Annotated in this window: 16 protein-coding genes; 6 read left to right on the plus strand and 10 right to left on the minus strand. The window is 68.8% G+C overall.

From position 1 onward, the window contains the following. Positions 1 to 24: 24 nt before the first annotated feature. A complete protein-coding gene (locus ASE31_RS21000; RefSeq protein WP_057203727.1) occupies positions 25 to 996 on the minus strand; it encodes a ketopantoate reductase family protein in 972 nt (323 codons plus the stop codon). Positions 997 to 1,178: 182 nt separating this feature from the next. On the opposite strand from ASE31_RS21000, the gene ASE31_RS21005 reads away from it, so the two are divergent. From ASE31_RS21005 to ASE31_RS21020, 4 genes are all read left to right on the plus strand, one after another. After that, positions 1,179 to 1,709 (plus strand): MarR family winged helix-turn-helix transcriptional regulator, encoded by a 531-nt coding sequence (locus ASE31_RS21005; RefSeq protein WP_057203728.1) that lies wholly within the window; start codon positions 1,179 to 1,181, stop codon positions 1,707 to 1,709. A 42-nt stretch (positions 1,710 to 1,751) separates the two neighbouring features. After that, positions 1,752 to 3,224: an efflux transporter outer membrane subunit gene (locus tag ASE31_RS21010; protein ID WP_057203729.1), complete on the plus strand. Its 1,473-nt coding sequence runs from the start codon at positions 1,752 to 1,754 to the stop codon at positions 3,222 to 3,224. Between the two features lie 67 nt (positions 3,225 to 3,291). After that, positions 3,292 to 4,602, plus strand: a complete 1,311-nt coding sequence (locus ASE31_RS21015) for an HlyD family efflux transporter periplasmic adaptor subunit (RefSeq protein ID WP_057203730.1) — start codon at positions 3,292 to 3,294, stop codon at positions 4,600 to 4,602. A gap of 12 nt (positions 4,603 to 4,614) precedes the next feature. Next, positions 4,615 to 6,246, plus strand: a complete 1,632-nt coding sequence (locus ASE31_RS21020; RefSeq protein ID WP_255357698.1) for a DHA2 family efflux MFS transporter permease subunit — start codon at positions 4,615 to 4,617, stop codon at positions 6,244 to 6,246. Between the two features lie 71 nt (positions 6,247 to 6,317). On the opposite strand, the gene ASE31_RS21025 is transcribed toward ASE31_RS21020, so the two are convergent. From ASE31_RS21025 to ASE31_RS21045, 5 genes are all read right to left on the minus strand, one after another. Further along, on the minus strand, positions 6,318 to 6,833 hold the full coding sequence (locus ASE31_RS21025) for a MarR family winged helix-turn-helix transcriptional regulator (protein ID WP_057203731.1): 516 nt from the start codon (positions 6,831 to 6,833) through the stop codon (positions 6,318 to 6,320). A 94-nt stretch (positions 6,834 to 6,927) separates the two neighbouring features. Then, the gene (gene maiA / locus ASE31_RS21030) at positions 6,928 to 7,563 is read right to left on the minus strand and encodes a maleylacetoacetate isomerase (RefSeq protein WP_057203863.1); all 636 of its coding nucleotides are present in this window, start codon (positions 7,561 to 7,563) and stop codon (positions 6,928 to 6,930) included. Positions 7,564 to 7,577: 14 nt separating this feature from the next. Next, complete coding sequence (locus ASE31_RS21035) at positions 7,578 to 8,282, minus strand: fumarylacetoacetate hydrolase family protein (protein WP_057203732.1); 705 nt, start codon at positions 8,280 to 8,282, stop codon at positions 7,578 to 7,580. A gap of 38 nt (positions 8,283 to 8,320) precedes the next feature. Then, positions 8,321 to 9,358 carry a cupin domain-containing protein gene (locus tag ASE31_RS21040; RefSeq protein ID WP_057203733.1) on the minus strand — a complete coding sequence of 346 codons (1,038 nt, stop codon included), beginning with the start codon at positions 9,356 to 9,358 and terminating at the stop codon, positions 8,321 to 8,323. Positions 9,359 to 9,378: 20 nt separating this feature from the next. Continuing rightward, positions 9,379 to 10,590: a 3-hydroxybenzoate 6-monooxygenase gene (locus ASE31_RS21045; protein ID WP_057203734.1), complete on the minus strand. Its 1,212-nt coding sequence runs from the start codon at positions 10,588 to 10,590 to the stop codon at positions 9,379 to 9,381. Positions 10,591 to 10,852: 262 nt separating this feature from the next. Here ASE31_RS21045 and ASE31_RS21050 point away from each other — a divergent pair, with 262 nt between their 5' ends. Then, positions 10,853 to 11,797, plus strand: a complete 945-nt coding sequence (locus ASE31_RS21050; RefSeq protein ID WP_082604295.1) for a tripartite tricarboxylate transporter substrate binding protein — start codon at positions 10,853 to 10,855, stop codon at positions 11,795 to 11,797. Positions 11,798 to 11,920: 123 nt separating this feature from the next. Then, positions 11,921 to 12,079, plus strand: coding sequence for a DUF3309 family protein (locus tag ASE31_RS31195; protein WP_007856361.1), 159 nt, complete (start codon positions 11,921 to 11,923; stop codon positions 12,077 to 12,079). Between the two features lie 90 nt (positions 12,080 to 12,169). On the opposite strand, the gene ASE31_RS21055 is transcribed toward ASE31_RS31195, so the two are convergent. The 4 genes from ASE31_RS21055 to ASE31_RS21070 all read right to left on the minus strand — a co-directional run bounded on the left by ASE31_RS21055 (position 12,170) and on the right by ASE31_RS21070 (position 14,283). Further along, positions 12,170 to 12,727 (minus strand): hypothetical protein, encoded by a 558-nt coding sequence (locus ASE31_RS21055; RefSeq protein WP_057203735.1) that lies wholly within the window; start codon positions 12,725 to 12,727, stop codon positions 12,170 to 12,172. 152 nt (positions 12,728 to 12,879) lie between these two features. Continuing rightward, on the minus strand, positions 12,880 to 13,257 hold the full coding sequence (locus ASE31_RS21060; RefSeq protein WP_057203736.1) for a PH domain-containing protein: 378 nt from the start codon (positions 13,255 to 13,257) through the stop codon (positions 12,880 to 12,882). Between the two features lie 40 nt (positions 13,258 to 13,297). Beyond that, positions 13,298 to 13,750, minus strand: a complete 453-nt coding sequence (locus ASE31_RS21065; protein WP_057203737.1) for a YiiD C-terminal domain-containing protein — start codon at positions 13,748 to 13,750, stop codon at positions 13,298 to 13,300. After that, positions 13,747 to 14,283: an NUDIX hydrolase gene (locus ASE31_RS21070; RefSeq protein WP_057203738.1), complete on the minus strand. Its 537-nt coding sequence runs from the start codon at positions 14,281 to 14,283 to the stop codon at positions 13,747 to 13,749. Before ASE31_RS21070 ends, ASE31_RS21065 begins: the two co-directional genes overlap by 4 nt. Between the last annotated feature and the right edge of the window lie 33 nt (positions 14,284 to 14,316).

Below are 14,316 nucleotides of genomic sequence, written 5' to 3' on the forward strand. Positions count from 1 at the left end.
TCCCGCACTCAGCACAGGCAAGCGTCAACCACCACCGAAAGCCGATCCAGAACCACCCCGCCCTTCCGCCAGCTTCACCAGCACCTGCAGCGCCCGGTTCAGCGGCGTGGGCACGCCCAGCGCCGCGCCACGGCGCACCACATAGCCGTTGAGGTGGTCGATCTCGCTGGGCTTGCCGCGCGCCAGGTCCTGCGCGGTGGACGAATACTGGCCCGGCATGGTGGCCGCGATGCCGCGCACGGCCGCCTGTATGTCGCCGGGAATGGTGACACCATCGGCCTGCGCGACGGCCAGGCATTCGGCCACGGTGTCCGCGATCACGTCCGTCACACCAGGCACCTGCACCAGAGGGCCATAGGGCTGCTGCGCCAGGGCCGACAGCGCGTTGTAGGCGCAGTTGAGCACCAGCTTGGCCCACAGCGCGCCGCGCACGTTGTCCGAGATCTGCGTGGGAATGCCGGCGGCGGCGAACTGTGCCGCCACCGCCTCGCTGCGCGGCGAGGGCGCAATCACCAGCTCACCCCGGCCATGGTGCTGCACATGCCCGGGCCCGGCCATGGCGGTGGCCACGTAGACCACGGCAGCCGCCACGGGTGTGCTGGCGTCCAGCACGGCGCGCACGCGCTCGTCGTTGTCCGCCCCGTTCTGCAGCGTGAGCACCAGCGCACCGGGCGCGAGGAGGGGGCGGATCTGGCGCGCCGCGTCTTCGGAATCCGAGGATTTGACGCAGAACAGCACCACGTTGGCCCCCTGCACGGCACTGGCCTCGGTGCTGGCCTGCATGGGCACCTGCACGTCGAGCACTGCGGTCTGCAGCCGCAGGCCCCGCTGCTGCACGGCCGCCACATGGGCCTCACGGCCGATGAGGGTCACCGGGTGGCCGGCGCGGGACAGCAGCGCGCCGTAGTAGCAGCCCACCGCCCCGGCGCCCATGACGGCGATGCGCAACAACGAAGAAGGGTCCGCAGGCGCAATAGGGGAAGCAGGGATGGTCATGAACGATTCGGGGATACCCGCAGGACTGCCGACATGGCCCGCCCACTATATCGGGCAGTGCACCCGCCCTCGCGAAGCCACGCCGACAACCCCCAGCGACACTGGTAATAACCCCTAGTTACAGCTCGGGAATTAATTGATTGCAATGACAATCATTGTCTAGTCAATTAAATTCCTATCCCATGACAACCAGCTCCGCACCCGCTTCGTCCACCCCTTTCTACGGCAAGAGCCACAGCCCTGCCGAGGAAAGCGTGGGCTACCTGATGCGCAAGGTGATGTCGTCCATCCGCACGCAGGCGGACGCGCAGCTGTCCACCCACGACCTCACCTTCGCGCAGTGGCTGCCGCTGTTCAAGATCTCCAAATGCCAGGCCATGACGGGCCGGGCCGCGGCCACGGTGGCCGTGATGGCCCGGGAACTGGAGACGGATGCGGCCTCCATGACGCGCACGCTGGACCGCCTGGAAGCCAAGGGCCTGGTGCTGCGCGAACGCTCGACCACCGACCGGCGCGTGGTGCACGTGGTGCTCACGCCCGAAGGCGAGGCCGTCGCCGCCAAGGTGCCCCCTGTGCTCGCCGAAGTGCTCAACAACCACCTGCGCGGTTTCACCCGCGATGAATGGCAACTGCTGCTCAGCATGCTGCGCCGCATGCTGGCCAACGGCGATGCCGTGCGCCAGGAACAACAACAGCAGCCACCGGCCGCCTGACCCGGCCGCCCCGCCCCCGTATCCCCCCAAGAGATAGCAGACATGTCCTCATCCACCACCCCCCTGTCCACCCGTGCCGCCATGGCGGCCCATTTCGCCGTGTCGGCCGTCGCGCTGGCGGCCGCCCTCTTCCTGGTCGGCTGCGCCAGCCCCGGCGCAGCCCATACGCCACTGGCACAGACCACGCCGGCCGCACTGGGCCTGAACGCAGCGGCCACCGAGTCTGGCGCCCCGTCGCAATGGTGGACCACCCTCGGTGACGCAGAGCTCAACGCCCTGGTCGACAAGGCCCTGCAGGGCAGCCCCAGCCTGGCCGTGAGCCGCGCCCGGCTGGAACAGGCCGTGGCGCTGAGCCAGGTGCGCGAAGCCGCCAACGGCCCGCAGGTGAACCTGGGCGTGGACGCCACGCGCCAGCGCTACACGGCCCACGGCCTGGTGCCCGCCCCGGTGGCCGGCAACACCTACAACAGCGGCACGGTGCAGGCCAGCTTCAGCTGGTCGCCCGACTTCTTTGGCCAGCACGCGGCCGAGCTGGAAGCGGCCCTGGGCCAGGCCCGCGCCGCCCAGGCCGATGCCGCCGCTGCCGCCAACACCCTGGCCGCCCAAGTGGGCCGCAGCTATGTGGCCCTGGCCCGCCTGGTGTCGCAGCGCGAGGTGGCCGTGCGGGCCCTTGCGCAGCGTGAAGAGCAGCGCCGCCTGACCAACGACCGCGTGGCCGCAGGCCTCGATAGCCAGGTCGAGCTGACGCAGGCCCAGGCCGCCGTGCCCGATGCGCGCACCCAGATCGAGGCGCTGGAAGAGCAGATCACCCTGGCGCGCCGCCAGGTCGCCGTGCTCAGCGGCCAGGCGCCCGATGCGCTGACTTCGCTGACCCCGCAACTGGCCGCCCTGCAGCCCACGGCCGTGCCCGACGCACTGGGTGCCGACCTGCTGGGCCGCCGCCCCGACGTGGTGGCTGCGCGCTGGCGTGTGGAAGCCGCCACCCAGGGCGTGAAGGTCGCGCGCACGGAGTTCTACCCCAACATCAACATCGCCGCCTTCATCGGCCTGAACTCGCTGGGGCTGGACAATCTGTTCAACGCAGGCTCGCGCCAGATGGGCGTGACGCCCGCGCTGCGCCTGCCGATCTTCGACGGTGGCCGGCTGCGCGCCCAACTGGGCGGCCGCCAGGCCGAGCTCGACGCTGCCATCGCTCAGTACAACGGCATGGTGCTCGACGCCGTGAAGGAAGCCGGCGACGCCATGGCTTCCGTGCAGTCGCTCACGCGCCAGCAGGCGCTGCAGGACGAGGCCGCCGCCAGCGCCGAAAAGGCCTACCGCTTCGCACAGGAGCGCTACCGCGCGGGCCTGGGCAACTACCTGGTGGTGCTCTCCACAGAAAGCCAGGTGCTGGCCCAGCGCCGCCTGGCCGTGGACCTGCGCGCGCGCCAGCTCGACACCCGCCTGCAGCTGATGAAGGCCCTGGGCGGCGGCTGGACGGACGACACGGCCACGCTACAGACCGCGGCCCGCTGAGCACCAGCACCCCGATACGACGCATAAAAAACCACACACAACAGCACATTCCCGAAGGACCCTTGCCATGAGCGAACCACTTGCCTCCAACAAAGAAGCCACCAACCCCGCGCGCCGCCGCGGACTGACCCTGATCGCCGCCGCCGTGGCCATTGCCGCCATCGGCTGGGGCGCCTGGCACTGGGCCAATGGCCGCCACATGGAGACCACCGACAACGCCTACGTAGCGGGCAACGTGGTGCAGATCACGCCGCAGGTCGGTGGCACCGTGGTCTCCATCGGTGCGGACGACACCGACTACGTGAAGGCCGGCCAGTTGCTGGTCAAGCTCGACCCAGCCGACGCCCGCGTCGCGCTGGAACAGGCCGAGGCCCAACTGGCGCAGACGGTGCGCGAAGTGCGTACCCTGTTCGCCAACAACTCCACCCTGAAAGCCCAGGTCAGCCTGCGCAGCGCCGACCTGGCCCGCGCCCAGGCCGAAGCCGCGCGCCTGCAGGACGACGTGGCCCGCCGGGCCCCGCTGATGGCCAGCGGCGCCGTGGGCAAGGAAGAGTTCCAGCACGCCAATGCCCAGGTGACCTCTGCCAAGAGCACGGTGGCAGCGGCCCAGGCCGCCGTGGTGGCCGCGCAGGAGCAACTGGCCGCCAGCCAGACGCAGACCGAAGGCACCTCCATCGAGCAGCACCCCAACGTGCAGCGTGCCTCGGCCCGCGTGCGCGAGGCCTACCTGGCCGTGCAGCGCGCCCAGTTGCTCGCACCGCTCGACGGCCATGTCGCCAAGCGCGGCGTGCAGGTGGGCCAGCGTGTGCAGGCCGGCGCCCCGCTGATGACGCTGGTGGCACTGAACGACCTGTGGGTGGACGCCAACTTCAAGGAAAGCCAGCTGCAGAACCTGCGCATCGGCCAGCCGGCCGAACTGGTGGCCGACGTGTACGGCACCAAGGTGGTCTACCACGGCAAGGTCACGGGCCTGGGTGCCGGCACCGGCGCCGCGTTTGCCCTGCTGCCCGCGCAGAACGCCACAGGCAACTGGATCAAGGTGGTGCAGCGCGTGCCCGTGCGCATTGCGCTGGACCCCAAGGAAGTCAGTGAACACGCCTTGCGCGTGGGCCTGTCGATGGACGTGAAGGTGGACACCGCCGACCAGAGCGGCAAGACCCTGTCGGACACGCAGCGCACGACGCCCGTGGCCGCCACCGCCGTGTTCGACGAGCAGTTCAAGGCCGCTGACGACGAGGTGGCAAACATCATCGCCGCCAACCTGGGCCGCAAGGCCGTGGCCGTGGCCTCACCCAAGGTGACCCAGGCACAGGCCAGCAGCGCAGCGCAGGCACAGAACCACGCTTCGGCGCCCGTGCGTGCCCCTGTGGTGCAGTAAGCCGGAGTCCGCATGACTGCCGCCAACCCCACCGCAGACCAGGCCGGCGCCTCGGCGCCGCCTGCTGTGACGACGCCGCCAGCCGCCCCGCCCGGGCCGCCTGCGGCGTATCCACCGCTGCAGGGCACGGCCCTGCTGCTGGGCACGCTGTCGCTGTCGCTGGCCACGTTCATGAACGTGCTCGATTCGTCCATCGCCAACGTCTCCATCCCCGCCATTGCCGGCGACCTGGGCGTGAGCCCGGGCCAGGGCACCTGGGTCATCACCAGCTTCGGCGTGGCCAACGCCATCTCGGTGCCGCTCACGGGCTGGCTCACGCAGCGCTTTGGCGCGGTGCGGCTGTTCACCATGAGCGTGCTGCTGTTTGTGCTGACCTCCTGGCTGTGCGGCTTTGCCTCGTCGCTGGAGATGCTGGTCTTCTTCCGCGTGCTGCAGGGCCTGGTCGCCGGGCCCATGATCCCGCTGTCGCAGACCCTGCTGCTGGCCAGCTACCCGCGCGCCCTGGCGGGCACTGCGCTGGCCCTTTGGGGCGTGACCACGCTGGTCGCGCCCGTGGTGGGGCCGCTCTTGGGCGGGTGGATCACCGACAACATCTCCTGGCCGTGGATCTTCTACATCAACGTGCCGGTGGGGCTGCTGGCCGGCCTGCTGACCTGGGGCATCTACCGCAAGCGCGAAACGCCGATCCGCAAGCTGCCTATCGACACCGTGGGCCTGTCCCTGCTGGTGCTGTGGGTGGGCGCGCTGCAGCTCATGCTCGACAAGGGCAAGGAGCTCGACTGGTTCGCCTCCAACGAGATCATCCTGATGGCGGTGGTGGCCGTGGTGGCGTTCGCGGTGTTCCTGGTCTGGGAGCTCACCGACAAGCACCCGGTGGTGGACCTCAAGCTCTTCAAGGGCCGCAACTTCACCTTCGGTGCGCTGGCACTGTCGGTGGCCTACGCGCTGTTCTTCGGCAACGTGGTGCTGCTGCCCTTGTGGCTGCAGCAGTGGATGGGCTACACCGCCACCTCGGCCGGCATGGCGCTGGCGCCGGTGGGCGTCTTCGCCATCCTGCTCACGCCGCTGGTGGGCAAGAAGGTGGGCCAGTGGGATCCGCGGCGCATGGCGACGGGCGCGTTCATCGTGTTCGGCATCGTGCTGTGGATGCGCTCGCAGTTCACCGTGCAGACCGACTTCGTGCACATCCTGATCCCCACCCTGCTGCAGGGCGCGGCCATGGCGTTCTTCTTCATCCCGCTGACCACGCTGACGCTGTCGGGCCTGCCGCCCGAACGCATCCCGGCCGCTGCGGGCCTGAGCAACTTCGTGCGCATCACCGCCGGGGCGATGGGCACGTCCATCGCCACCACGCTGTGGGAGAGCCGGGCCGCCATGCACCACGCCCACCTGACCGAGGGCCTGATCCAGGGCCAGGGCGTGTTCGGCGCCACGCTGGACAACCTGATGGCGTCTGGCATGACGCAGTTGCAGGCACTGGCGCAGGTGAACCGGCTGATAGACCAGCAGGCCTTCACCCGCGCGGCAGACGACATCTTCCTCGGATCGGCCGGCCTGTTCGTGCTGCTGATCGGGCTGATCTGGCTGACCAAGCGGCCATCGCAAGGGGGCGCCGCCTCGGCCGACGCCGCAGGGGCCCACTGACACCGGGACTCCGGACCGCATGCATGACAAGGTGGCGCAGCCCTCGGGCTCGCCACCTTTTTCATTCCTGGTCAGCCCTTGCTGGCCTTGGCTCGGGTGCGCGAGGCGGGCAGCTCGGGCGTGCTGGTGACGCTGGGCGCCCGGCTGAGCACGTTGTTGGCGTTGACCAGGGTCTTGAGCATGGCCATGAAGAGCTCGCCCTGCTCGGGCGGCAGGGGGGCCAGCATGCGCTTCTGGGCGCGGCGCATACCGGGCTCCACCTGGCGCAGCAGGTCTTCGCCGTCGGGCGTGAGCATCAGCAGGCGCACACGCCGGTCGCCCGGGCTGCTGTTGCGCACCATCCAGCCGCGCGCCTCGAGCCGGTCGATCACGCTGCCGATGGTCGAGGTGTCAAAGCCGATGCGGCCAGCCAGCCGGCGCTGGTCCAGGCCCGGTTCGCGCTGCACGGCCGCCAGCGCGGCGAACTGCACGGGGGTGATGCCCACCTCCTGCGTCTCTTCGAGGAAGATGGCCACCGCGATCTGCTGCAACCGGCGGATGTAGTGGCCGGGCAGTTCTTCAAGCGCTGGGGAATGGGATGAGGACATGGGCAGACAAGCGAGCAGGCGGGCGGTGGTGGACAGCAGGCAGCGGCAATCCGTGAGGCCGCAGTCTATCGGAAGCCGCTGCCGGGCCGGGCACTCACGCGCCCGCCTGGGCCGCAGGCGCTGCGAGCCGGAAGGCAGGCAAGGCAGCGCAGGCCGCGTCTACCGCGCTGATGAGCGGCCAGCGCGCCAGATCGACCTGGAAGCGGCGCGCGCTTTCGACCTGGGGCAACAGGTACACATCGGCCAGCGTGGGCGCATGCCCGAAGCTGAAGGCGCCGCGCCCGGTATCGCGCGCCAGCAGCGCCTCATAGGCGTCGAAGCCCGCGCCTATCCAGGTGGCGCACCAAGCATTCACCGCTACCTCGTCGCAGCCCAATTGGTGGCGCAAATACTCCAGGATGCGGCGGTTGTTGACCGGGTGGATATCGCAGCCTACCAGTGCGGCCAGGGCGCGCACGTGGGCGCGGGCATCGGCGCCCGCCGGCAGCAGCGGCGGCTCGGGGTAGCGCTCCTCCAGCCATTCGATGATGGCGGGCGACTGGATGAAAGTCTGCCCGTCATGCTGCAGCGCGGGCACCAGCCTCTGCGGGTTGATGGCGCGGTAAGCGTCACCCAGGTGCTCTTCCTGGCGCAGGTCCACGGGAATGTGTTCGACTTCGAGGCCCTTGAGGTGCAGCGCGATGCGCAGCCGGTGCGAGGTGCCGCTGCGAAAGAAGTGGTGCAGCTTCATGCCGGCAGCGCCGCTCATTCCGCGGGGCCCACGGCCAGCGTGATGGAGCCCACGCCCTCGACATGGCCCTCGATGCGGTCGCCCGGCACGACCGCGCCGACACCCTCGGGCGTGCCGGTGTAGACCAGATCGCCCGGCTGCAGGTGGTAGAACTGCGACAGGTCGGCAAGGAGCTCGCGGATGTTCCAGATGAGCTGGTCGACGTCGGACTGCTGGCGCACCTGGCCGTTGACGCTGAGCGCAATGGCCCCACGCTCGATCACCACGCCGGGCAGGGGCACGACCTCGGAGGCGATGGAGGACTGCTCCACATCCTTGCCCAGGTCCCACGGTCGGCCCTTGTCGCGCGCCACGAGCTGCAGGTCGCGCCGCGTCATGTCCAGCCCGCAGGCATAGCCGTAGATGTGGGTGTGCGCCTGCTCCGGCGCAATGCGAAAGCCCGCCGTCCCGATGGCTACCACCAGTTCCATCTCGTAGTGGTAGCTCTCGGTGCCCGGCGGATAGGCCACGGTGGCGCCGGATTCGACCACCGTGGACGGCGACTTGGTGAAGTAGAACGGCCGCTCCTGCGACTTGTCCACGGGGCGGCCCATCTCGACCGCGTGGGCGTGGTAGTTGCGGCCCACGAAGAACAAGCGGTTCACGGGCAGGCGCGCGGCCTGGCCGCGCACGGGCAGGGATACGGTGGCGGGAGGGGTCCAGAGGTAGGTGGTGGACATGCAGGGCTTTCAAAAAGACAAAAGGAATGGCGCAGCGATCAGCCACGGTTCTCGAACACGCCCAGCTTGCGGTGCAGCGGGCTTTCGTCGGCGATGAAGAAAAAGGCCGGCTGGTCGGCCGAGCGGTTGGCCAGCGTGACGGCCGTGTAGCCGGGGGCGCAGCAGGTGTCTGCCTCGGCCAGCGCAAAGCGCTGCTCCTGCACCTGCACGTCGGCCATGCCCTCGATCAGGTGGAACACCATGGCCGGCGAGCGCGCAGGCAGCCGCAGCACCTGCCCCGGGCGCAGCATCTGCGCGTAGAAGCCGAGGATGTTCTCGGCATCGGCGCCGGTCTCGGGGTTCACGTAGGTGATCTGCACCGACGCGAGCGCGGGCTGGTCGGCCGCCAGCGATTGCAGGGCGGCACGCGCCTGGGCCCAGGGATAGCGCAACATCGGGTAGGCGCGCTGCGTGCGCCCGAACACGGTCGTGGGCACGATGCCGCCGCGCGCATCGGCGCGGTCGCCCGCCGCCTGGGTGATGGCCTGGCGCGGCCCATCCACGTGGTATGAGGCCTCCAGGTAGTGCACGAGCGGCAGGTCCAGCACGTCGAGCCAGACCACGGGCGCGGTGCCCTCGTGGGCGTGCTCATGCCACAGGCCGGTGGGCGTAAGGATCAGGTCGCCGCGCTCCATGGGGCAGCGCTCGCCGTCCACCGTGGTGCAGGCGCCCTCGCCTTCCACCACCATGCGCACGGCATTCGGTGTGTGGCGGTGCGCGGGCGCCCACTCGCCGGGCAGCAGCAGCTGCATGCCCAGGTACATGGCGGCGCTGGCCTGCATGCTGTCCGGCCCGTGGCCGGGGTTGGCCAGCACCAGCACCCGGCGCTCGGCCTTCTCGATGGGCGTGAGCTCGCCGGCCCGCATCAGCAGCGGCCGCAGGGTGGCATAGGGCCAGTGCGTGGCCACGGTGCGCGGCCGCGGCGTGCCGGGCGGCAGCATGGCGCGCAGGCTGGGCCACAGGGGCACGAGGTTCGATTGCGCGAGTTCTTCGCGGTAGTCCTGGGGCAGGTCTTCGAGGCGTCCAAGTTCTTGCATGTGTGTTGTCTCCTTGTGATTCAGTGCGCTGCCAGGCAGCTGGCTACGTTCCAGCCGTACAGCCACTCCATGGCGTCGTAGAAGCGCTCGGGGCTGCGCCCGCGCCACAGGTCGTTGCGCACCAGGCGCTCCACGCCCTGGGCGTGGTAGATGCGCCCCATCTCGCGGCCGGAGAGCACGATGCGCGCGGTGCGCGCCACGCGCGAGCGCTGGTACCGATCGAGCGCAGCGTCCCAGTCGTTGCCGTGCACGCGCAGGGCCTCGCCCAGGGTCACCGCGTCCTCCAGCGCCATGCAGGCGCCCTGGGCCATGTACTGCGTGGTGGGGTGGGCCGCGTCGCCCAGCAGCGTGGTGCGGCCATGCGTCCAGCGGGCGATGGGCTCGCGGTCGGCGGTGGCCCAGCGCTTCCAGCTCTTGGGCAGGTCGATCAGTTGGCGGGCTCGGGGGCAGATGTCCTGGAAGTAGCTCTGCACCTCCTCGCGGCTGCCTTCGGTCACCCCCCACTCCTCCGTCTGGCGGCTGTGGAAGGTGACGACCACGTTGTACTGCTCGCCGCCGCGCAGCGGGTAGTGCACCAGGTGGCAGTGCGGCCCCACCCAGATGCTGGCGGCATTCCAGCGCAGGTCCTCGGGGAACTCTTCGCGCTCCACCACGGCGCGGTAGACCACGTGGCCGGTCACGCGGGCCGGGTCGCCCACGTACTGCTGGCGCACCACGGACTTCACGCCGTCGGCACCGATCAGTGCCACCCCGCGCCAGGCCTTGCCCTGCTGGTCGAAGGCGGTGACGCCGCTGGCGTCCTGCTCGACGCGCTCGATGCGCGTGTGCGTCTGAAAGGTGACGCGCCCGGTGGCCAGCGCGCCCTCCAGCAGGCAGTTGTGCGCATCCACGCGGTGGATTACTGCATAGGGGTTGCCGAAGCGGGCACGGAAGGCCTCGCCCGTGGGGATGCGGCCCACCTGGTACTCGTCCAGCGCATCGTGCATCACCATGCAGTCGGTGAACACCGAGCGGTTGCGCGCCTGCTCGCCCACGCCCAGGGCATCGAAGGCATGGAAGGCATTGGGGCCCAACTGCATGCCGGCACCGATCTCGCCGATGGCCGGCGACTGCTCCAGCACCTGCACGGCAAAGCCCTGCCGCACCAGGGCCAGGGCCGCTGCCAGCCCGCCAATGCCACCGCCCGCCACCAGCACGGGAAGGCCCGCAGCGCGCTCATTTGTCTGCTCCATTGCTCACCTCTTGATTGCATTTAATCAGTATGCTGATGATAAGTGTAGCAATCTGGAAGGCATGAACGCAAGCTGTCGTTACTCACTTTTGCCGTAAAAATCGCATCAAGGGTTTTCACCGAGCGCATCCGCCATTCACCGGACCTATGATTTTCATCAGCATACTGTCAATCAGCCATCAGACGATCCATCACACCTCCAGGAGACACCCGTGAACCAGACCACCAGACGCCCATTGCTCGTTTCGCTTGCCTGCGCGGGCATGTTGATGGGCGCTGCGGGCACCAGCCATGCCCAGGGCAGCGACTTTCCGAGCAAGCCGGTCACGCTCTACACCGCCTTTGCCGTGGGCAGCGGGCCCGATGCCGTGCTGCGGCTGGTGGCGCACAAGCTGTCAACCCAGTGGAAGCAGACCGTGACGGTGGACAACCGCCCCGGCGGCGGCGGCTTCATCGCCATGGATGCTGCCAAGCGCGGCGCAGCCGACGGGTACACGCTGCTGCAGCTCGACAGCGAGCATCTGGCCGCCGTGCCGCACCTGTACAAGAAGCGCAACGTCGACACCCTCAAGACCTTCGACCCGGTGGCGCCGCTGTTCCGCACCCCGTTCATGGTGGCGGTGCCGGCGCAGTCGCCCTGGAAGAACATGACCGACCTGCTGAACGACGCCAAGACGAAGTCCGGCGAGCTCAGCTATGGATCGTGGGGCGTGGGCAGCCCGGGCCACCTGGGCGGCGAGTGGCTCGAATCCCTCACCGGCGTGCGCATGACCCATGTGCCCTACAAGGAGGTGAGCCAGCTGTACACCAACGTGGCCACCGGCGAGGTGGCCTGGAGCTTTGCCAGCATTCCGTCAAGCCAGGGGGTCTACAAGGCGGGCAAGATCAAATACCTGGCGGTGGCAGCGCCCAGGCGCATCCCGCAGTTGCCCGACGTGCCCACCGTGGCCGAGGCCGGCGGCCCGGCCCAGCTCGATGTGAACTCCTTCGTGGTACTGGTAGCCCCCAAGGGCGTGCCCGCCGCCGTGCGGCGCAAGATCCACGCGGACGTGCTCACCGCACTGGCCGACCCCGAAGTGCGCGAGCGCTTCAACACCTTCGCCTTCGAGCCGCTGGCCTGGTCGGTGGAGGACATCGGCCGCAACGCTGCGGCCAAATCGGTCCAGTACGAGCAGTTGATCACCAAGGCCGGGATCACGCTCGACTGACGCCAGGGCCCGCACCTCCCACACGCTGCGTCGGAAAAGCCTGACATGGGGGCGCGCCCGCCGCCTGCGATCCGGCGCAAGGGGTGATCGAACAATGCAGTCACCACAACAAAAGGAACTGCCATGTCGCTCTCCCTCATTCTCCTGATCGTCCTGATCCTCATCCTCGTCGGCGCGCTGCCCACCTGGGGCCACAGCCGTTCGTGGGGCTATGGACCCAGCGGCGGCATCGGTCTGGTGGTGCTGATCCTGGTGATCCTGCTGCTCATGGGCAGGATATAAACCTGCGGCGGCCTGCTGAAGGCCCAAAGCAAAAAGCGTGGCACGGCCACGCTTTTTTGCTTTCTGGATGCGCCCGATGGGTGCAGGCGGTCAGGCCGCCTTGCGCAGCTGCGCGTTGGCAAACGCCGTGGTGAGCTGTGCCAGTTCGGTCTGGTTCACCACGCCGTTGGCATTGCCATGGCGGTCCACCAGTTGCAGCAGCGACTGCGACAGCTCGCTGCCGCCGTTGGTGCCCGAGGTGGCGGCAATGCCCTTGAGGAATTCGTCGCGCGAGATGGCGCCGTCCTGGTTGGCGTCGAAGCCAGCGGCCAGTTGCTCTTTTTGCGCATCGCTGGCGCCAAAGCTGGCGAGCAGTTCCTGGAAATCCTTCTTGGACACCGCGCGGTCTGCCTGCGATGCCGTCAGCGCCGTGCCCGCATCGGCAGCCGCGTGTGTGCCCAGCGGGCCGTCGAGCTTGCCCGACGCCATCAGGATGCCCTTGCCGGCAAAGCCGGTCAGGGCCTCGGCCTCCTTGCTCAGGGTGACCACGGCCGATGGCTCGGCAGCAGCCGGCTGGCTGGTGCGCGAAGAGGCCGCTGATTTGCTGCCCGAGGCGGCGTTGTAGAGAAAGGATGCGACGGACGCGAGGCCGGAAATGAGGGGGGACATGGCCACTGGACTCCTGTGCAGGGATTGGCTGCCGGTGCTTTCCGGCAAAGCACCAGGGCAGACCATCGCCCGGTGGTCCAGCATATGCGGCAAGCGCCTCCTGCAATGGGCAGAAAAGCGGCGCTGCACAGCCGCTTTTCCGGGCCATGCCCCTACTTCAGCACGTAGCTGGCGAGCACGCTCTGCACGTCGTAGATGCTGAGCTTCTTGTTGAACTGCTTCTGGAACGGCGTGGCGCTGCCCGAGATCCAGATCTTGAGCTCGGCATCGAGGTCGAAGGTGCCACCGGTCTCGATGCTGAAGTGGGTGATGCTTTTGTAAGGCAGCGAGTGGTATTCGACCTTGCTGCCGGTGATGCCCTGCTTGTCCACCAGGACCAGGCGCTTGTTGGTGAAGACGAAGTAGTCGCGAATCAGCTGGTAGGCATGCTCCACGACCTCGCCCGGCATCAGGATGCGGGCGAACTCTTCCTGAATCTTGGATGCATCGATCTTGGATGCATTGCCCATCACGCCGTCCAGCAGTCCCATGGTGGTCTCCCTTGCAGTTGGTCGACGCATGGTAGCGGGACTACCGATACCCCTGCCCGAAGGCCACGAATTCGCCGGTGAGCCGCCCGGCTGCCTGCCCCTGGTACATCAGCACCGACGCCTGCTCGATGCGGCCCAGGCCCTTGCGCTCGAACACGCGCACGAAGGCGCGCCAGGCCTGCTCGGTGGGCGCCTCGGCCACGGCCGTGAACGTCCCGTCGATGGGCAGCCCGTACTCCATGGTGTTGCGCTGGATCACCAGCCGGCTGCCCAGGTTCTGTGCCGAGAGCTTCATGTGCAGCATGGACCACGCGGCCAGGATGGCCACGGCCGATGCGCTGCCGCCGAACACGGTCTCGCGGTGGTTGATGTTGGGTGCCAGCGGCGCGCTGAGCACCACGCGCTCGAGCGATGCCTCCACCACGGACACGGCCATCGCGCTGGACAGGGGAATGTGCTGGTGCAGGTAGTCCTGCAGGTCGTTGGGGCTCATGCGGGGGCTTTCGAGGGGGATGGCGAAGGGGCCGGCAGCACCCCTGGGGGCAGCGGGTCGCGGTAGACGATGTGCAGCACCTGCGCGGTGTCGCGCGCCAGCGCTTCGCGCAGAAAGGGAGGGCGCAGATCGAGCCGCGCCAATTCGGCGCGCTCGAACCAGGCGAACTCCAGCCTGCGCCGGCCCTCCACACCTTCATAGGGGCCGTCGGACTGGTCCAGCAGGCCCTGCGGCGCGGGGTGCACATGCAGGTACAAGCCGGTCTCGTGGTACGCCACGCCGGCATAGACAAAGAAGTTCTCGACCACGCAAGCCAGCGCGCCGGGCACCACCGCCAGGCCGAGTTCTTCCTGCATTTCGCGCACCAGGGCCTCGCTGGCACTCTCGCCAGGCTCGATGCCGCCGCCGGGCAGGGCCCAGAACGCATCGCCTTCGGCGCGGTGCAGCAGCACCTGCCCGGGACGCGTGATGATGGCGGCGGCACGTGGGCGCACGCGGGGCGGGGTAGGCGTTTGGGCCACAGGCAAGGTCATGGAGGCCGATCCTATCGCGCCAGGCATTCCGGC

The sequence above is a fragment of the Acidovorax sp. Root217 genome, assembly GCF_001428645.1.
Classification (GTDB): domain Bacteria; phylum Pseudomonadota; class Gammaproteobacteria; order Burkholderiales; family Burkholderiaceae_C; genus Acidovorax.